Annotated in this window: 15 protein-coding genes; 6 read left to right on the top strand and 9 right to left on the bottom strand. The window is 38.2% G+C overall.

The features are described 5' to 3' along the window. Nucleotides 1–60: 60 nt before the first annotated feature. Entirely contained in the window at nt 61–552 is a 492-nt protein-coding gene (locus ACFINL_RS05445) for a Fur family transcriptional regulator (RefSeq protein WP_375650875.1), read from the bottom strand. Beyond that, the gene (gene secA, locus ACFINL_RS05440; protein ID WP_375650871.1) at nt 491–3208 is read right to left on the bottom strand and encodes a preprotein translocase subunit SecA; all 2718 of its coding nucleotides are present in this window, start codon (nt 3206–3208) and stop codon (nt 491–493) included. The genes ACFINL_RS05445 and secA overlap by 62 nt, the downstream gene beginning before the upstream one ends. A 435-nt stretch (nt 3209–3643) precedes the next feature. On the opposite strand from secA, the gene ACFINL_RS05435 reads away from it, so the two are divergent. From ACFINL_RS05435 to mutT, 3 genes are all read left to right on the top strand, one after another. Beyond that, nucleotides 3644–4597: a peptidylprolyl isomerase gene (locus ACFINL_RS05435; protein ID WP_375611828.1), complete on the top strand. Its 954-nt coding sequence runs from the start codon at nt 3644–3646 to the stop codon at nt 4595–4597. 129 nt (nt 4598–4726) lie between these two features. Next, the gene (argJ, locus tag ACFINL_RS05430; protein ID WP_375613298.1) at nt 4727–5959 is read left to right on the top strand and encodes a bifunctional glutamate N-acetyltransferase/amino-acid acetyltransferase ArgJ; all 1233 of its coding nucleotides are present in this window, start codon (nt 4727–4729) and stop codon (nt 5957–5959) included. Nucleotides 5960–6084: 125 nt separating this feature from the next. Beyond that, complete coding sequence (mutT, locus tag ACFINL_RS05425) at nt 6085–6498, top strand: 8-oxo-dGTP diphosphatase MutT (RefSeq protein WP_375627652.1); 414 nt, start codon at nt 6085–6087, stop codon at nt 6496–6498. An 899-nt stretch (nt 6499–7397) separates the two neighbouring features. Here the strand turns inward: mutT and ACFINL_RS05420 are convergent. From ACFINL_RS05420 to ACFINL_RS05405, 4 genes are all read right to left on the bottom strand, one after another. Next, nucleotides 7398–8261, bottom strand: coding sequence for an NlpC/P60 family protein (locus ACFINL_RS05420; RefSeq protein ID WP_375650936.1), 864 nt, complete (start codon nt 8259–8261; stop codon nt 7398–7400). 159 nt (nt 8262–8420) lie between these two features. Then, a complete protein-coding gene (locus ACFINL_RS05415) occupies nt 8421–9785 on the bottom strand; it encodes a M17 family metallopeptidase (RefSeq protein WP_375611825.1) in 1365 nt (454 codons plus the stop codon). Nucleotides 9786–9798: 13 nt separating this feature from the next. Further along, nucleotides 9799–10797 (bottom strand): type I pantothenate kinase, encoded by a 999-nt coding sequence (gene coaA, locus ACFINL_RS05410; protein WP_273790598.1) that lies wholly within the window; start codon nt 10795–10797, stop codon nt 9799–9801. A gap of 122 nt (nt 10798–10919) precedes the next feature. After that, the gene (locus tag ACFINL_RS05405; protein WP_273790597.1) at nt 10920–11909 is read right to left on the bottom strand and encodes an asparaginase; all 990 of its coding nucleotides are present in this window, start codon (nt 11907–11909) and stop codon (nt 10920–10922) included. A gap of 220 nt (nt 11910–12129) precedes the next feature. On the opposite strand from ACFINL_RS05405, the gene hslV reads away from it, so the two are divergent. Beyond that, entirely contained in the window at nt 12130–12711 is a 582-nt protein-coding gene (gene hslV, locus ACFINL_RS05400) for an ATP-dependent protease subunit HslV (protein WP_375611823.1), read from the top strand. Further along, nucleotides 12712–14022: an ATP-dependent protease ATPase subunit HslU gene (gene hslU, locus ACFINL_RS05395; protein ID WP_375611822.1), complete on the top strand. Its 1311-nt coding sequence runs from the start codon at nt 12712–12714 to the stop codon at nt 14020–14022. It abuts the gene before it with no gap. 19 nt (nt 14023–14041) lie between these two features. Here the strand turns inward: hslU and ACFINL_RS05390 are convergent, their stop codons facing one another. The 3 genes from ACFINL_RS05390 to rpsO form a co-directional block, all read right to left on the bottom strand. After that, complete coding sequence (locus ACFINL_RS05390; protein ID WP_375650867.1) at nt 14042–15037, bottom strand: class I SAM-dependent methyltransferase; 996 nt, start codon at nt 15035–15037, stop codon at nt 14042–14044. Nucleotides 15038–15109: 72 nt separating this feature from the next. Continuing rightward, the gene (pnp, locus tag ACFINL_RS05385) at nt 15110–17302 is read right to left on the bottom strand and encodes a polyribonucleotide nucleotidyltransferase (RefSeq protein WP_375611820.1); all 2193 of its coding nucleotides are present in this window, start codon (nt 17300–17302) and stop codon (nt 15110–15112) included. A 249-nt stretch (nt 17303–17551) separates the two neighbouring features. Beyond that, nucleotides 17552–17821: a 30S ribosomal protein S15 gene (gene rpsO / locus ACFINL_RS05380; protein ID WP_375611819.1), complete on the bottom strand. Its 270-nt coding sequence runs from the start codon at nt 17819–17821 to the stop codon at nt 17552–17554. A gap of 314 nt (nt 17822–18135) precedes the next feature. On the opposite strand from rpsO, the gene ACFINL_RS05375 reads away from it, so the two are divergent. Further along, the gene (locus ACFINL_RS05375; RefSeq protein WP_375650863.1) at nt 18136–19764 is read left to right on the top strand and encodes an MFS transporter; all 1629 of its coding nucleotides are present in this window, start codon (nt 18136–18138) and stop codon (nt 19762–19764) included. The last annotated feature ends 414 nt before the right edge of the window (nt 19765–20178 follow it).

Below are 20178 nucleotides of genomic sequence, written 5' to 3'. Positions count from 1 at the left end.
AAATTTTTATAAAATTTGATTTGCCTGAGGTATTTTATCTAATGATATATGATTACTTTTTTAAGAGTTTTTTTTTCCGTAAAGTTCAAGGCGGTGATGAATAATATCATAGCCAAGAGATTTTGCAATTTCCTCTTGTAGCTTTTCAATAACATCAGAATGAAACTCGATGACTTGTCCTGTTTCTATATCAATGAGATGATCATGATGTTGCCCATCTGCTTGCTCAAAACGAGATGGACCACCACTAAAGCTATGGCGATGAATTGTTCCATTTCCTTCTAATATTTTCATGGTTCGATAAACAGTTGAGAGTGAAATATTCGAATCTATTTTGTTTGCACGCTGAAAAATTTCAAATGCATTAGGATGATCATTTGTATCAGTCAAAATATCAAGAATAACTCGTCGTTGACGTGTTACTCTTAAACCAGCGGTGCGCAATTCTTGCTCATAATTTCGCTTTTTATTCATTTCCATAGTTTGCTTTTCAAACAAAGGCTCCATGACAGTGTTTGTATTTTTTCTCTGAACCGCAAGGACAACGCTCATTACGTCCAACTTTTCCCCATGTGGTTATATCGTTAGGGTCACGATCTTGTGGATTAACAAATCTATTTTCTTGTGATCGTGCCCATAAGGTGGGAGCATTTTCTTGACTTTGATCATTAAAGACAGAAGAAGCAGCATCAGTTTGCTCAGGCATGGTCGGTTCTGTGGGGTGTTGAATGATTTCAAAGCGCATAAGCTTAGAAGTGACAATTCGGCGCAAATTTCTCAACATACTTTGAAAGAGTTCAAATGATTCTGTCTTATATTCATTGAGCGGATCCCGCTGCGCATAACCACGAAAACCAACAACAGAACGCAAATGGTCTAAACTCACCAGATGTTCACGCCATAACGTGTCAATAGTTTCGAGCAATACTGCTTTGTGAAAATAAGCCATAACTTCTGGAGAATATCGTTCAGTACGCTCATTTTCAAGTTTTGTAACAGCATCTGATACACGCTCTAGAATTTGCTCCTCGGCAATTCCATCTTCTTTTGCCCATTCTTCCACTGGAAGCTCAAGATTAAAGAGTTGTTGAAGCTCTTCTTCAAGAGTTTTTGCATCCCATTTTTCAGAATATGTCCCTGAAGGAATATAAGCCTCTACGAGATCCTCTACGACTTCATTGCGCATTTCAAGGATCATTTCTGATAAATCATCTGCGTTCATGACCTCCATACGCTGTTCAAAAATAACCTTGCGTTGATCATTCATGACATCATCATATTTTAGCAGATTTTTACGAATTTCAAAGTTTCGTGCTTCAACCTTTTTTTGTGCTTTTTCAAGGGCTTTATTAATCCATGGATGGATAATAGCTTCATTTTCTTTCAATCCAAGTTTTTGCAGCATACCATCCATACGGTTAGAGCCAAAGATACGCATAAGATCATCTTGAAGAGAGAGAAAGAATTTTGAGCGACCAGGATCGCCTTGGCGACCAGAACGTCCACGAAGTTGGTTATCAATACGACGGCTTTCATGACGTTCAGTAGCGATAACGTAAAGCCCTCCAGCCGCTAAAGCTTTTTCTTTAAGCTTCTGAACATCTTTTTTTATTTCTTCAATTTTAGCTGTCCGCTCTGGACCTTCTGGGATATCCTGTAACTCTTGTCGGATGCGCATTTCAACATTACCACCAAGCTGTATATCCGTACCGCGTCCTGCCATGTTGGTTGCAATGGTGAGAGCTCTAGGAACTCCTGCTTGCGCAATGATATATGCTTCTTGTTCGTGATAGCGAGCATTTAAGACTCTAAAATCGGTAATGCCTTCTTTTCGCAAACGCTCTGCCAATTGTTCTGACTTTTCAATAGAGGTTGTTCCAACAAGAATAGGCTGTTCTTTTTCGTGAGCTTGACGGATATCACGCACAATTGCCCGATATTTCTCTTCTGCTGTTCGATAAATCTCATCATCTTCATCAATACGTTGTATTGGCAAATTTGTAGGGATTTCGACAACGTCAAGACCATAAATATTTCTGAATTCTTCGGCTTCTGTTGTTGCAGTTCCAGTCATGCCAGATAATTTTCTATACATACGGAAGTAATTTTGGAAAGTGATGGAAGCAAGTGTCTGGTTTTCTGGTTGAATAGCAACATGCTCTTTAGCTTCTAACGCTTGGTGAAGTCCTTCAGAATAACGCCGCCCAGGCATCATTCGCCCTGTAAATTCGTCAATAATAACGATTTCATCATTGCGAACAATATAATCTTTATCGCGAGCAAAGAGTTTATGAGCTTTTAGAGCATTATTGACATGATGAACGATAGCGACATTTTCTATGTCATAAAGACTCTCACCTTTAAGATGCCCAGCTTGTTCGAGCATTTTTTCAATTTTTTCAGTACCAACTTCGGTAAAGGTCGTTGTTTTTTGTTTTTCGTCTATTTCATAGTCTTCTGGAGTTAAGGCAGGAATAAATGTATCAATAAGGTTATAGAAGTCAGTACGATCTTCTAGAGGACCAGAAATAATAAGGGGGGTACGGGCTTCATCAATAAGAATCGAATCAACTTCATCAACAATTGCGTAATGATGTCCACGTTGGACCATTTGACTATGATCGAAAGCCATATTATCACGCAAATAATCAAAACCTAGTTCATTATTTGTGGCATAGGTGATGTCGCATGCATAGGCTTCTCGGCGGGCATCACTATCAAGATCATGAAGAATCACGCCTGTTGTAAGCCCTAGAAAACTAAAAATTTTCCCCATTGTTTCAGCATCACGACTGGCGAGATAATCGTTTACTGTCACAACATGAACGCCTTTACCTTCCAATGCATTGAGATAAATTGGTAGAGTTGCCATTAATGTTTTACCTTCACCAGTACGCATTTCAGCTATGCCGCAGTCGTGAAGGACCATTCCACCAATAAGTTGCACGTCAAAAGGACGCATGTCATAAACACGTTTTGCGGCTTCACGAACAGTCGCGAAAGCTTCTGCTAAGAGCAAATCAACACTCTCACCTTCACTAAGACGTTTACGAAAGGCATCTGTTTTTTGGCAAAGCTGCTCATCACTTAATTTTACGAATTGTTCTTCCAAAGCATTAATTTGTGCAACTTTTTGGCGGAGTGCTTTGAGATGTCGCTCATGAGCTGAACCAAAAAACTTACGGGCAAAAACACCTAAACTGACCATCTCTGGCCCTTTCTTTTAATTGTTGTCACTCTTGTTGGGTAATTCATACGCTCTCCCCATACTCTACATTTTCTTCAAATTATCTGATATCATTAGTGACATCATGAAATGCAGATGGTACCATTATACTTGCTGGTGTGCAATTTTTCACTCTAATTGTAAAGTAGAGATAAGAGGCTAAGCGCTTTATGTCAACTTTAAGTATGCTATTTAACTGATACAATACAAAGTAATTTAAGATACAATATGTCATTTTTCTCTATTATCATGTTTTTCATCTGCATTAGATAGGATTGGAGAAACTGAGATAAAAGGATAATTTTATACTTTTTTTAAATAAAATTACTAATTTATTTCTCTATGTTTAAAGATTAAAGTGTTATGGTAAAGAAAATTGGAATCTTGAACCTGCCTTCATTTTTAAGGAGTATATTTATGAAATTTAACTTTATCACGCTTTTTTTAGCATCAACTTTATTGGCAAGTACAAGTTTAGGGGTGAGTGCTCAAGAAGGTTTGAATTCATCGTCGAGTGATTTAAAGACTTTAGAGAAAGCTTCTGAAAAAGCCGTTTCTCCTTCTCATGTTATGGCGGTTATTGATGGGAAAAATATTACAGCAGGCCAATTGGATGATTTAGCGCTTGAAATAAATCCTAATTTAGCACGTTTTCCTGATGAACAACGCCGTATGATGGTTCTAAAAGCTTATTTAGATATGCAGGCCCTCGCAAAAGCAGCAAGAAGCAAAGGTCTTGATAAGACAGAAGCTTACGATAAACGTATGGCAGTCATGCGTGACAATGTTCTTCAACAGCTTTATTTTAAACAGGCGATTGTTGATAAAATATCGGATACTGATTTGGAAGCTCTTTATAAGCAAGAAGTTGCTGCTTTACCTAAAGAGGATGAGGTTAAAGCGCGTCATATTTTGGTCAAAACGAGAAAAGAAGCAGAAGCTATCATTAAGCATTTAAATAAAGGCGAAAATTTTGAAGAGATTGCAAAGAAAAGTTCAACAGATGGTTCTGCTGCCGTTGGGGGTGATCTTGGTTATTTTAGCCATGGTCAAATGGTCAAGCCTTTTGAAGATGCCGCATTTGGTTTGAAAGTTGGCGAATACACAAAACAACCCGTTGAAAGTCCTTTTGGTTGGCATATTATTAAATTAGAAGATCGTCGTGTAAAACAACCGCCTGCATTTGATGATGTTAAAGAGATGTTGCGGACACAGCTGATAAAAAAGCGCTATCAAGAACTGATTGTTGATTTGCGTAGCAAGATAGATGTGAAATACCCTGATCCTAATGTTACAAAAATCATGGAATCGCTTCATCAAAATGGGACGCTACTTCCCGATGAGACATCTGATGAAGAAGATACGGAATAGCTAGTAAAAATAAGTAGATAGCCTCTTTTATAGATAATTTTCTAGGTTAGTTTTGTTCAAAAAGCCTAGCAGTTTTCTATGAGAGGTTATTGATCTGCAATCATTTCATTTTTTTATAGAAAGCATATTGTGGTTTTGAAAATCTCTCCTTTGTCGCCTCAAAAGATCCAAGAGCTTTCTCCATTATCTGGTGTACGGATAGCAACAGCTGAAGCTGGGATTAAATATAAAGATCGTACAGATCTTCTTTTCATCATATTCGATAAGCCAGTGAGTGTGGCCGGTGTTTTTACCCGTTCAAAATGTCCATCTTCCCCTGTAGAGCATTGTCGTGCATCGCTTCCTCATGGGGTTGCGAGGGGTGTTGTTGTGAATTCTGGAAATGCAAACGCTTTTACAGGAAGCAAAGGAAAGCACACAACCGATGCAATTATTTGTGCAGCAGCGAACGCTTTAAAGGTTAGAGAAGATGAAATTTTTATAGCTTCTACGGGTGTTATTGGTGAGCCAATGGATGCATCGGGTATTGTCAATCTTTTACCAAGTATGACAGAGACAGCAGAAGAGGGAAATTGGTTGGAAGCTGCAAAAGCCATAATGACAACGGACACATTTCCAAAACTTGCGACCCGCACTTTTGACTGTGGGGGAGAGCGTGTTACCATTAATGGAATTGCAAAAGGTGCTGGTATGATTGCACCCGATATGGCGACAATGCTGTCATTTGTGGTTAGTGATGCTACCATTTCTTCGGATGCACTCCAATCCATGTTATCAGAGGCAGTTGAGGGTTCTTTCAATTCAATTACTGTTGATAGCGATACCTCAACTTCAGATACGCTTATGTTGTTTGCGACAGGAAAAGAACATTTTCCATGTCTTACAAGTAAATCTGATCCGCGTTATGGGGTTTTTGTGAAACAATTGAGTGCACTTCTGCATGAACTTGCACTACAAGTTGTTTGTGATGGTGAAGGTGCTCGTCATTTAATTGAGGTTAATGTGGTGGGTGCTACAACAAATAATGCAGCTAAAACTATTGCTTTATCAATTGCAAATTCACCGCTCGTAAAAACGGCTATTGCCGGTGAAGATGCGAATTGGGGGCGGGTCGTTATGGCAGTTGGGAAGGCCGGTGTTGAAGTCGATCGTGATCTATTGACGATTTGGTTTGGTGAGCATCGTGTGGCCGTGAATGGCGTACGAGATCCTGAGTATTGTGAAGAGACAATAGGTACTTATATGCAAGGTAAGCACATCACGATTCGTGTTGATATCGGTTTGGGTAAGAGTACGGCGACGGTTTGGTCTTGCGATTTAACAAAAGAGTACGTTATGATCAATAGCGATTACAGAAGTTAATGGATGCACTTTATATTTAACAGTTTATTATTTTTCAGAGCAAATGGGGTATGTGAGCTCTTTTAGGAGCAGAGGGGATATGATAGAAAAGTCAGTTATCTTTATGTTCCCTATTGGGGAGTGATATGTGTATGAAAAGTTCCATTCTTCTTGTTGTTGCATGTGCACTGTTAGATCAGAATAATCGTGTTTTGCTTACACAGCGTCCTGAAGGAAAATCATTGGCTGGTTTATGGGAGTTCCCTGGTGGCAAGGTTGAGCAAGGTGAAACTCCGGAAGCATCATTGATTCGTGAATTAGAGGAAGAGCTTGGTATTTATGTTCAACCAAATAATTTACACCCTTTAACATTTGCAAGTCATAGCTATAAAACATTTCATCTCTTAATGCCATTGTATCTTTGTGACCATTATGAGGGCGTTGCGCAAGGACGAGAGGGCCAAAATTTAGAATGGGTTTTTATTAATGATCTTGATAAATACCCTATGCCTGATGCTGATAAACCATTGGTTCAGGTATTGAAAAATCATCTTCTTTAATGTGTTATAAGAAGAAAATATAATTCAATATATTGATTTAAAATAATAATTTATATTTTTTATGTTGAATGGGAAAGTCCAGGGTCATAAAAATTTTCTCATTTCAAATCTGTTTTATGTTAAATTAGTCAAAACCATTCTTTTGCACGTTCCAAGCGGGGCGGGTCATGTGGATAAAATTATTTAAGAAAGAAATAAAATACGTGTTGAAAGAATACTCTCCAATAGCCAAGGGTTATCGCAACATTGAGAATTGGCAAAGTGTATAATGATGCCTTTGCACGCTTCATAAGCATAAAAATGGTGGTAGATAATGGATTTATACTTTTCGCGATTATTATTGAGAGATTGTCTTGGATGCACCGAGAGATATTAGGAGTATTTCTTTCATAAGATATCGATAATAGGAAAAATTTCAAAAAATGTTGCTTTTGATTAAGAGGGGCATATCCCTTACGTAATATAGAACGCCATTGTGTTGCATATTTGCGGGGTTGTTTAAAAGAGGCATCTCGCAATATTCCAAAGCCCATTTCGTGCCGGCACTCGTGAATGGTATAATGGTAAAACTTTATAAGATAAAATCTATTGAGCGCCACTATCTTTACGCTTATGAAGGAGTAAGCTAGTTCCAATGTTAGTTACGATAGCTCTTGGCATTTGAGAGCATTCAGAAGGGATATTTTTCTTTTCGTAATCATTTTTACTTATACATCAATTTTGCTTGTGATGAACAAGCAAGCGATTTTGATTGATTCAACATAAAAACCGATTTGAAATGAGAGAATTTTACGATATTTAGAATGCTTGACACAGAGTAAATAATGGATAATTATCCTTATAAATCAATCTATTGTATAATAAAAAACATTCAATTAATTTTTTATAGGAGGCATGTATTAAATTTCTTGAATTGGGCGACGTTTTGCAATGGGGTATTGATTTTTTTTAGCGATACGCGTAATTGCTTCTTCCAATGGCTCGATCATAACGTCCATAGAAAAACCATTAGCGTGAATAATATTTTCATGATCAATCATAATAGCCACATGACCTTTCCAAAAAATTAAATCACCTCGTTGAAGTTTATCAGTGTCTGTAAGAAGCTTGCCTACAGTTTCTTGCTGCATATCGGTGTCTCGTAAAACTATTTGATCGGTCATCATCATAGAGAGCTGAATGAGTCCCGAACAATCAATTCCAAAACCGCTGATACCACCCCAAAGATAAGGTGTACGGATAAAGGTTTCTGCAACTGTGACATAATCTTCATATACGCGTCCAATGGGGCTGAGATGGCTCGTAATGATTGCTGTTCCATTTTCAAGAATAGAATACATTGTGTCACGGACTTCAATTTCATCAACAACACTGACTTTGCTTCCCATAGATAATGGGGATACTATTGGTCCACGTAAGTCAGCGTGTAAATATTTAAATGTGCGTGGTACTGAAACCACATGTGTTTGTTTTATGGTTGATGTACAAAGAACTTTTGTATCAATATAACCGACATAACCATCTTTGAGTGATTGTCCCCACGACAATGTTTCCCCTTGTTCAAAAATGAGAAGTTCTTCTCCCAATAAGCATTCTGTTTGTCTTTCACTTTTTTTACTATTTTCTTTAAAAAGTCCAGCGACCGCTGTATTAACACGTCTTTTTTCACCTTGAACAAAGCGTTGAGCTGTAATTTCTGTTTCAAGACGTTGATCTGCTAGATCATCTCTGAATGCATGAAGTCTTGGGTCTTTAGAGATCATCTTTTTGCTTTCCATTTTGTTACTCCTTACCTTTAAACAAACTCATGAAAACTGTATTGGTAAGGTTTTTATCCTCAAACAAAACTAAGAACACAGTGTAAGACCAATTATTCTTTAAGCTGCAAAATTGTCCATTTTTGTGGATATTTGTGTCAAAATTCATTTTTTAAAAATATTATAAAGGGCACGAATAGTTTGTGCTGATCCACCAATAGGGTATCCTGGTTTTTCTTTTGGAACCCATCCATAAAGGTCAAAATGCGCAAAATGTTCAGCTTTTTCAACAAAAGAATTAAGAAATAAAGCAGCCGTTATAGAACCAGCAAAGCTATTTCCAGTTACATTGTTAAGATCGGCAATTGGTGATGATAACATCTCTTGGTAAGGTTTCCAAAGGGGCATTTGCCAAAGAGGATCAAAGACAGCGTGAGCAGATTCAGAAATTTGTTGTGCCCATATTGAATCATTACAATAAAATGCGGGAAGATCTGGTCCTAATGCTATACGCGCTGCCCCTGTTAAAGTAGCCATACAAAGCATGAATTGTGGACTTTCTTCATCACCATAGGCGAGTGCATCGGCAAGGACAAGGCGCCCTTCAGCATCTGTATTACCTACTTCAACACTTAAACCTTTACGACTTTTAAGAATATCACCTGGTCGGTAAGCATTCGCAGAAATTGCATTTTCTACAGCTGGAATCAAAACGCGTAAACGGAAAGGCAATTTTGCATCCATGATAAGTTTAGCCAATCCCAAAACGTTTGCTCCACCCCCCATGTCTTTTTTCATAAGCAACATGTTATTGGCTGATTTAATATCGAGGCCTCCAGTATCAAAAGTTACGCCTTTGCCCACCAACGTTATTTTAGGATGATGTTCTTGCCCCCAGAGTAACTCAATCAGTCGTGGTGCAGTGCTGCCTGCTCGTCCTACAGCATGAATCATCGGAAAGTTATGGGTTAAGAGATCGTCTCCACAAATACTTTTGATATGAGCACCATAGGTTTTTCCTAGTTTTCGAGCTTCTTTTTCGAGAGTATCAGGGTTCATATCATTGGCTGGAATATTAATGAGATCACGGACGAAAAAGACAGCTTCATAAATTCGTTGGAGTTCATTAAGATCAATAGCCTCATTGACATGGATAGATAATGATTTGAAAGAAGAATTTTGACGATAGCGATTAAATTGATAGCTACCAAATGCCAATCCAAGATAGGTATTTATTTCATCAGAGGTTGTACCTTCTAAATGCCATTGACCAGCAGGAAGCTTTTGAGCAAGCAGTCCTGTGATAAAAGGATCGTTACCATTGCCAATTCCAAATAAAACTTTTTTTAAATGCCCCGTTTCGTGAGGAATAAAGAGTATTTGTCCTGCTTTACCAGTAAAGTCATTAACTTTTATCCATGCTGTTGTTGACGCATCAAGTGATAAGTTGGCAAGAGTTCTTTGGTTTACCAATATGATAGGGCAACTGTTATCGATACGCGTTGAGGTAAAATGAATGTGGTGGTGCATAGTTATGAGATCCTTATAGCCGTCTAAGTGCGACATATTCGACCAAATGATTTTTTCCCTTTCGTAGAATGAGATTGGACCGTGGTCGTGTTGGCAATATATTTTCCTGTAAATTTTTTAAATTAATCGTTTGCCAAAGATCCTCAGCGATTTTTGAGGCTTCTTTTTCATTGAGGTGGGCATAACGATGAAAATAGGATTCAGGATTTTGAAAAGTTGTTTTACGCAAACGTTTAAAGCGCTCCAAATACCAGTGACGAATGACTTCTGTTTCGGCATCGACATAGATTGAAAAATCAAAAAAATCTGATACGAAAGGAATAGCTTTTCCATCTTTAGGAAGATCACTGACTTGTAATACATTAATACCTTCAACAATTAAAATATCAGGACGATCAATGGTAATTGTCTGATTTTCTAGAACATCATAGGTCATATGTGAGTAAAGTGGGGCACGAACATTTCCGATACCTGCTTTTATAGCCGAAAGAAAGCACAGCAGTTTTTTAATGTCATAGGAATCAGGAAATCCTTTACGATTCATACGATTTTTTTGCTGTAAGATTGCGTTAGGATAGAGAAAACCATCCGTTGTGATTAGATCAACTTTAAGACTAGATGTCCAACGTTTCAACAGTTCTTGAAGAATGCGAGCCGTGGTTGATTTTCCTACAGCTACAGAACCAGCAATTCCAATAATAAAGGGCGTTTTTCTACTCTCTTCTTGATGGAGAAACTGCTGACGTTTGTGAAAAAGTTCCTGTACTGCTTCAACATGGCATGATAACAGACGCGATAAAGAAAGATAAATGCGTTGGACTTCTTTAAGATCGATAGGATCATCAATAGAGCGTAAACGCTTAATTTCATCAAAAGTCAAAGTAAGAGGTGTGTCTTCACGAAACTCTGACCATTCTTGTGCAGTAAAAACACGATAGGGTGAATATCGGTCAGAAACGGATTTGACCAGATTATCTTTCTGATTAATTTTTTGTATAGTCGTATCAATCATTTGTATTTGTCGAGATTTTCTTGCAGCAGCAATTGATTAAGAGTAGACAGATGAGCGGCTTTATTTTCAAATAAATTTTGTTTTGCATGCTCTCTTCTTTTAAGATAATGGATCATTTTTCATTAACTTATAGTCCAGTCATTCCAGTTTGCACGGATTTGTGCTAATGAGTGCCCTTGCGCCAAAAAAGTCCATAAAAGTAGACGCGCTTTTACGGCTGATAAATAACCAGACATGAGAGCACCAGAAGCAATCATATCGATTTCGGAGCCTTTATAGCCATAAGTTATACGAGTTGTTGAGCCATTACAACAACGACTAGCAATAATGATTGGTATTTTTTGTGCATATTGTTGTACAAGGTCTGCTTCTTGAAAACTACAGTGCCCCGCACCAAAACCAGCAATAACAACTCCAGCATAATACCCACTTTCAAGGCATAGTTTCATTAATTGTGCACCAGATGATAAAGAGGAATAGAGGAGTGCAATTTGATGATCATGGTTTTGGGGAAGATCAAACGTTGTCGGAAAAAATTTTCGATCATTGAAATAAATAAGTTTTCCCTCTAAAATAGTTCCTAAAACACCTGCAAGACCTGATTGAAATGTTTCGACTTTGACGGTATGGCTTTTATAGAGCCAATAAGGTGAATGAATTGCATCATTTATGACAACGAGAACGCCCCTGTTACGACTTTGTGTGGCTGCTGCGACACGAGTGGCTGCTAAAATGTTTGCGGGGCCATCGGCGCCTGCTTCATGAGGCATGCGCATAGCGCCGGTTATGATGAGTGGTTCGGCTTCTTTCCAATAAAGAGAAAGAAAAAAAGCTGTTTCTTCCAGAGTATCAGTCCCTTGTGTTAAAACAATACCTTCTGCACCAGCGTTTATTTGTTGTTTTGCCCACTTAATTATTTCAAAAAGCATTTGAAACGATAAAGATCCACTTGGTATTTGCATTAATGTTTGTGCATGAATATCAGCAACGTTATTTAAATCAGGAACACTTTTTATGAGGTTATCTGAAGTTAAAGTCGGTTGCATGTGACCAAAACTATCAGCAGTCATTGCAATTGTTCCACCTAAGGTCCCTATGGCTATTTTTTTCATAATTTTCCTCTAAAAAGCACAAACTGTTTATATAAAGCTATTTAGCAGTAATTTACATTGACAACAATGATATCATTTTTCCATTTTCAACAAATTGAGTTATGCTGAATCATTGTGTTTTGCTGTATATGTTCTTAAATAGGACAATAGTAATTGAGTTTTACATTGTATGAAAAGAAATCAATATTAAAAAGTAAAGTTAATATTAAGGAGTTTCCTTATGACAGAACATAAGCCAGACATAATGTATGGTACAACAATTATTACGGTACGAAAAGGTGGACAAGTCGTGATGGCTGGGGATGGTCAGGTCTCTCTTGGACAGACAATTATGAAAGGCAATGCACGTAAAGTGCGTCGTCTTGGAAAGAACGGAGTGGTTATTGCTGGTTTTGCTGGTGCTACGGCAGATGCTTTTACATTACTGGAGAGATTGGAAACAAAGCTTGAACAATATCCTGATCAGCTTATGCGTGCTTGTGTGGAACTTGCAAAAGATTGGAGAACAGATCGCTATTTGCGTCGTCTCGAAGCAATGATGCTCGTGGCTGATAAGAAAGTAACTTTGGCTCTAACAGGGCTTGGTGATGTCTTAGAACCAGAAGATGGGGTTATGGCAATTGGCTCTGGAGGAAATTTTGCTCTTTCAGCAGCGCGTGCACTCATGGATTTGGATTTAGATGCAGAAACTATTGCTCGTAAAGCTATGGCTATTGCCGCTAAAATTTGTGTTTACACCAATGATCATTTTACGATTGAAACATTGGATGCAGAATTATCTTCTTTAGAGAAAGCTATTTAAATGTGTGTTGTATTTTCCCCTCGTGAGACTGTTTCTGAACTTGATCGTTTTATTATTGGCCAAAATGATGCCAAACGCTCTGTAGCTATTGCATTGCGCAATCGGTGGCGTAGGCAACAGCTTGATGAGCCGATGCGTGAAGAAGTTATGCCAAAAAATATTTTAATGATAGGGCCAACAGGTGTTGGTAAAACAGGAATCGCACGTCGATTAGCAAAACTTTCTGGAGCACCTTTTGTGAAAGTAGAAGCGACGAAATTTACTGAAGTTGGTTATGTGGGACGTGATGTTGAGCAAATTATTCGAGATCTTGTTGAAATTGCCATTTCTCTTGTGCGTGAAAAGAAACGGGATGAAATAAAAGAAAAGGCTCACGTGAATGCTGAAGAGCGGGTTTTAGACGCCCTTGTTGGTAAAACAGCAAGTCCTGCTACCCGTGATAGTTTTCGTAAAAAATTGCGTGAAGGTGAATTGGATGAGAAAGAGATTGAAATTGAAGTCGCCGATAATAATAGCAATAGTGCTTCAACCTTTGATATTCCTGGTATGCCTGGGGCACAAATGGGTATTATGAATTTATCAGATATTTTGGGAAAAATGGGCAGTCGTACAAAAGTCCGTAAGACGACAGTAAAGGATTCTTTTAAACCGCTCATTGATGATGAATCTGAAAAACTCCTTGATCAGGAGCAAATTATTCAAGAGGCGCTTCGTGTTGCTGAAAATGACGGTATTGTTTTTATCGACGAGATTGATAAAATTGCAACCAGGGATGGTGGAGCAAGTGTTGCGGTTTCGCGTGAGGGCGTTCAACGGGATCTTTTGCCTTTGGTTGAAGGAACAACAATTGCTACAAAATATGGGCAAATCAAAACAGATCATATTCTTTTTATTGCCTCAGGTGCATTTCATGTTTCCAAGCCATCTGATTTATTACCGGAACTTCAAGGACGTTTGCCCATCCGTGTGGAGCTGAACCCTTTAACAAGGGAAGATTTACGGCGCATTCTAACGGAACCAGAAGCTAGTTTGATTAAACAATATATTGCTCTTATGGCAACAGAAGAGGTTCATTTGGAAATTACCGATGATGCAATTGATGCTTTAGCAGATATTGCTGTAGATTTAAATGCAAGGATTGAAAATATAGGGGCACGTCGTTTGCAAACAGTGATGGAGCGCGTTTTGGATGAGATTTCTTTCACTGCACCTGATAAAGCTGGAACATCGTTTAAAATTGATGCTGCTTATGTGAGAAAATCGATTGGCGAGCTTGCTGCTGATATCGATCTTTCACGTTTTATTCTTTGAAAGTTATTGCTTGTTCTGTTTATCTGCGTGCTTCGATAATTTTGAAACCATGGGCTTGTTCATGTATCAACACTGTGCGGAAAATATTTTTTAATAATGTTTCATAAGGCAGGTGGCGGTTTGCAACAAAAAGCAGACTGCCGCTTGGCTTTAAGCACTTTGCAGCATTTATAATAAAATTTTTTCCTAATGAAACATCTGTTGTTTGTTGTGTGTGAAACGGTGGATTTGAAATGATTGTGTCATATAGATTTGTGACAGGTTCATGTACAAGGTCATGCCAATAAAAATGAATTGGAAAAGGAGTTGTTATGGATTTAAGGTGCTGTTTTGCTGCTCTCAAAGCATTGTAGTCTGCTTCATAAAGGTCGAGAGCAGTGAGTTTTTCACTTCTTTCAAGCGCAACGTGAGAAAGATAACCCCATCCAGCACCAAAATCAGCTGTTTTTCCAGAAATAACTTTGAGCATATAAGAAGCAAGCGCAGCAGATCCTGGATCAATACGTCCGTGTGAGAACATACCAGAAGTGGTTTGAAATTTACCAAAAGTGAGCGGTGGTGAGCGCAATTGCGCAATGTTATGTCTCTCAATTTGTTGAGGAACTTGCAACCAAAATACAAGACCATGATTTTTAGACAATTTATTGGTGATGGGAACAATTGTTTTGACCCATTTCATCATTGAAGCAGCACCAGCAGTTTTATCCCCACTAATTACAATCCATCTATTGGGTTTAACGCATTCTAATAAATCAAGAAAACAATTTTGGTTCAAACCACGATATTTGCTCAAATGTAAAAATGCACCATCATAGCTGAAAGTTTTATCTATTTGAGGAGAGCAGTGAAATTGAGTATCGACAAATTTTAAAAAATCTGGTCGCCAAGGCGTAATAACTTTTAAATTTTGTGCCCATTCTGGAGCTGGGATTTCTGTTAAACCAAAACTTAGCCAACACTGGTTTGGATCAGGATACGGGAGTTCATGATTTTCAAAAGGCAAAAATAATAACACATATGACTCTTTCAAAGAAAAATGCCACTCCAATGTTGGGATGGCATTTCATGATACGATAAGAGGAAAAACTTACTCTTCTTTCTTACGGCGGCGCTTATTTTCAGGTTGTTTTTTTTCATCCACGCACTTTTCTTCATTCATCGCTTTATCACCGGTGATTTCCTTTCCGGTTGTTTGATCAACGACCTTCATTGATAACCGAACTTTTCCACGCTCATCAAAGCCCATTAATTTAACCCAAACTTTGTCACCTTCTTTTACAATATCTGTTGTTTTGGTGACGCGTTCTGATGCAAGCTGAGAGATATGAACGAGTCCATCACGAGAACCAAAGAAGTTTATAAATGCACCAAATTCTGCAGTTTTTACAACTGTTCCTTGGTAGATAGCACCAACTTCAGGCTCATCGACAATAGAATGGATCCAACGTTTTGCTGCTTCAATGGTTTTAGCATCAGCAGAAGCAATTTTAATGGTACCATCATCTTCAATATTAATTTTTGCTCCAGTTTGTTCCACGATTTCCCGAATAACTTTACCACCAGAGCCGATAACATCACGGATTTTATCGACAGAAATATTCATAACTTCGATTCGTGGAGAAAATTCACTCAGCTCAGCACGTGCACTGGTTAAAGCTTTCCCCATCTCATTAAGGATATGGATTCGTCCACCTTTGGCTTGTTCAAGCGCGATTTTCATAATCTCTTCGGTAATACCATCAATTTTGATATCCATTTGCAAGGCAGTAATACCATTTTCTGTTCCTGCGACTTTAAAATCCATATCTCCAAGATGATCTTCATCCCCTAAAATATCAGAAAGAACAGCAAAGCGTTCTCCTTCTTTAATCAAGCCCATAGCAATACCAGCAACAGGGCGTGCTAGAGGAACACCAGCATCCATAAGAGCAAGTGAGGTTCCACAAACCGTTGCCATAGAAGAAGAGCCATTGGATTCAGTGATTTCTGAGACAGCACGAATGGTATAAGGAAAAGATTCTTTCGTTGGTAACATGGGGTGAATTGCCCGCCATGCCAATTTGCCATGTCCAATTTCACGACGACCTGGAGAACCAAGGCGTCCCGTTTCACCCACTGAAAATGGTGGAAAATTGTAATGGAGAAGGAATGTTTCCTTATACATTCCTGTCAAAGAATCAACATATTGTTCATCTTCACCAGTTCCCAATGTTGCAACGACAATCGCTTGTGTTTCTCCGCGGGTAAAGAGTGCTGATCCATGTGTGCGGGGTAAAATACTTACTTCTGATTGGATAGGGCGTACGGTAGAAAGATTGCGTCCATCAATCCGCTTTTGGGTATCAAGAATGTTTCCGCGAACAATTTTTGCTTGCAACTGTTTAAATACGGTTGCAATTTGATCTGCACTAAATTGACAGTCTTTTTCTGGTTCTGGCATAAATTTATTGAGGATTTCTGTCTTTAGTGCATCAATTGCAGCATAACGTTCTTGCTTATCAGTAATTGTGTAAGCCTTTCGTATATCCTGTTCTGCCATTTTCTGCATCGCTTTTTCAAGCTCAGAAAGATCTTCAGGAACAAAATCACGAGGATCTTTTGCAGCAACTTCAGCAAGCTTTATAATGGCATCAAGGACAGGTTGAAGGCCTTTGTGACCAAACATTACGGCCCCCAACATGATATCTTCCGGTAATTCTTGTGCTTCTGATTCAACCATCAAAACAGCACTTTCTGTTCCAGCAACAACAAGATCAAGTTTTGATTCAGGCATTTCATCGATATGAGGATTAAGAATATATTGTCCATTACAATAGCCAACGCGGGCACCGGCTATAGGCCCCATGAAAGGAACACCTGACAGGGTCAATGCCGCAGAAGATGCAATCATCGCAAGGATATCGGGATTGTTTTCGAGATCATGCTGTATAACGGAAACAATAACTTGTGTATCATTTTTATATCCCTCAACGAAAAGGGGACGAATTGGGCGATCAATCAAACGTGAAACCAAAGTTTCATTTTCACTTGGTCGACTTTCACGTTTTAAATAGCCCCCAGGTATTCGACCAACAGCATAGGATTTTTCTTGATAATTAACGGTGAGTGGAAAAAAGTCCTGGTCTGGTTTTGGGATTTTGGCCGATACAACGGTTGCTAAGACAATAGTTTCTCCATAGGTAGCAATCACTGCACCATCAGCTTGACGCGCTATTTTCCCTGTCTCAAGGGTGAGAGGACGCCCAGCCCATTCAATTTCTATCTTGTGCGTTTTGAACATTTTTTATCCTTAATGACCAGTGTTTAAATCTTTGATTGCTTACATTCTGGTTGTGCATAGCATATTTGCAAATTCTGGGGTGAACAACAAATTACTTCCTTTGTTACGACGAAGAGAGAAGTAAATCGTATTAAATGCGAAACGATGAGCAGTTCTATCCCATAATAACTTATCAGTTTTTAAAATTTTTAATTAAAAGCAACACGTTGAAAAAATGGGTGTTTTTTAAATATCACTTCCATTTTTCTTTTAGCGACGCAAACCTAACTTCTTTATAAGTGTCTGATAACGATTTTGGTCAACTCCTTTAAGATAATCAAGAAGACGCCGACGTTGAGACACCATCTTCAAAAGACCACGACGAGAATGATTATCTTTTTTGTGAGATTTAAAGTGGTTTGTTAAATTAGAAATACGTTCAGAAAGTACAGCAATTTGCACTTCTGGTGATCCTGTATCACCAACTTTGTTTGCGTATTCTGCGACAAGAGCTTTTTTACGTTCAGCTGTAATCGACATCGTATTATCCTTTCCAAAAACGAAGAAACATAAAGCCACCCATAGCCGAGATGTCGTTCAGCTAGGGTCTGTGAGAAAACAGGAAAAGTCGAAGACTCTTACCTAATTTCGTTCTTATATAGGAAAGAAGGTTAAAATACTAGTCCTTGACAGCATTTTGAAGTCTTTCTTTAAATAAAAGCTTTTGTTTTGAAATATTGATTTAAATAGAGTTTTATGAGAAGTGTTTTAAACAATTATGCATCCTTTTGATACAAAGATTATGAGTGTGTGTGAGTGGTAACAAAAGTGATAAATAGCGTTGGAGGGAAAAGATGCAGAGCATTTCAACATTAAAACTTTTTCGTAATTCGGTATTTCGAAATTTATGGTCATCTACTCTTATTTCTAATTTAGGGGGGCTGATACAAGCTGTTGGAGCAGGGTGGTTAATGGCGTTGATTAGTTCTTCGCATTCCATGGTTGGGCTAGTTCAAAGTGCCACAACATTACCACTTGTTATGTTTTCTTTGATGGCAGGGGCATTAGCTGATAATTTTAATCGGCGTCAAATTATGTTGTGTGTACAGATTATGATGATGGTCATATCGATGAGTTTATCTATTTTAGCCTATATGGGATTTCTAACACCTTGGCTTTTGTTATGTTTTACGTTTTTGATTGGATGTGGCACAGCTTTTTATAATCCTTCTTGGCAAGCAACGATAGGAGATATTGTGAGCAGGGAAAATATTCCTGCTGCTGTTAGTTTGAATAGTGTCGGCTTTAATTTGATGCGGAGTGTTGGTCCTGCGATTGGTGGTGCCATCATTGCAACTTTAGGGGCATCGGCTGCTTTTTTGTTTAATGCTATAAGCTATATTCCTCTTATTGGTGCGTTGTTTTTCTGGAAGTCGAATTATGAAAACAACTCATTGCCACGAGAAAGGCTGTTAGGAGCTGTCTCAGATGGTTTGCGTTATGTTGCGATGTCACCTAATCTCCTGAGTATTATGGTTCGAGCGTTCCTTTTTGGTATAGGAGCAACTTCTATTTTAGCACTTTTGCCAATTGTTGCGCATAAAGTTCTTGGAGGAAGTGCCCTTCTTTATGGTACATTGCTCGGTTGTTTTGGGTTAGGAGCCATGACAGCAGGTATTATTAATGCAGTTGTACGGCATCATTTTCGTTCAGAAACAATTATTGCAAGTGCATTTATTGGTTTCGCCTTTTCTTGCTTTTTATTGGGAATCAGTCGTTCACTGATTATAAGCCATATTGCTTTATTTCCTGCAGGGTTATGTTGGGTTTTGGCCTTATCGTTGTTTAATACATCTGTACAACTCTCTACACCACGCTGGGTTGTTGCACGTTCTTTAGCTCTTTATCAAACGGCATCTGCCGGGGGGATGGCTATTGGAAGTGCAATCTGGGGAGGTTTAGCTGATGGTTATTCTCCAACAATTGCTTTGAGCGTTTGTTCTTTATTCTTGATTTTTGGTGCTCTTGCAGGGGTAAAATTTAGAATTCAAGAAATTCCTCAGATAGATTTAAATCCTCTTGATCATTTTAGAGAGCCGGAATTATTACTCGACCTCAAAGCAAGAAGTGGCCCGATTATGATAATGATCGATTATAAAATTCATGAAAATGATCTTGAAGAGTTTCTCAAAGTGATGACGCGTCGACGCCATATTCGATTACGTGATGGTGCGCGTCAGTGGGTTCTTTTACGAGATCTTGAAAGACCTGAATATTGGACAGAGGCTTATCATATGCCAACATGGGTAGATTATTTACGCCATAATCATCGTCGCACAAAAGCGGATGCAGAAGTCAATAAGCGTCTGCGTCATTTAAATTGTGCTCCTAACGGTATAAGAGTGCACCGTATGATTGAACGCCAAACAATACCCCAAGCCAATGAGATGCTTTTAAAAGTTTCCTCTGATCATCTCCCTTAGGGTTAAAACAGTTTTTGTAAATATTACATATATTAATATTATTTCGATCAATTTGTTAGCGTAATCATAAAAAAATTGCTGTTTCAATATTTAATGAATTGATTTATAATGGTTATTTTTCATTTTTCATGTTGAGTGATAGATTCTGAAAATCTTAAGCTTTTCTCGTTTCAAATCTATTTAGAGTAAATCAGTCCATATCTTTGCTTGTACATTATAAACGAGGACTAAAGTATGAGTAAAAAACGATTGAAAAAGAAATAAAAAGCCTTTTATGAATCCTTTAAATGCAAGGATTATTGCGACATTAAGAGGAAAAAGTGTGTGGTGGTGTTAGCTTATAGCACTGACTTAAATTTTGATATGAATACGGTAAATATAGACAATGAAAAGCACCATATTTTTCTTAATTGA

Source organism: Bartonella sp. AA78NXGY, assembly GCF_042197005.1.
Lineage (GTDB): Bacteria > Pseudomonadota > Alphaproteobacteria > Rhizobiales > Rhizobiaceae > Bartonella.
The sequence above is the reverse complement of the archived record's forward strand: the minus strand, read 5'-3'. Positions and strand labels throughout refer to the sequence as shown.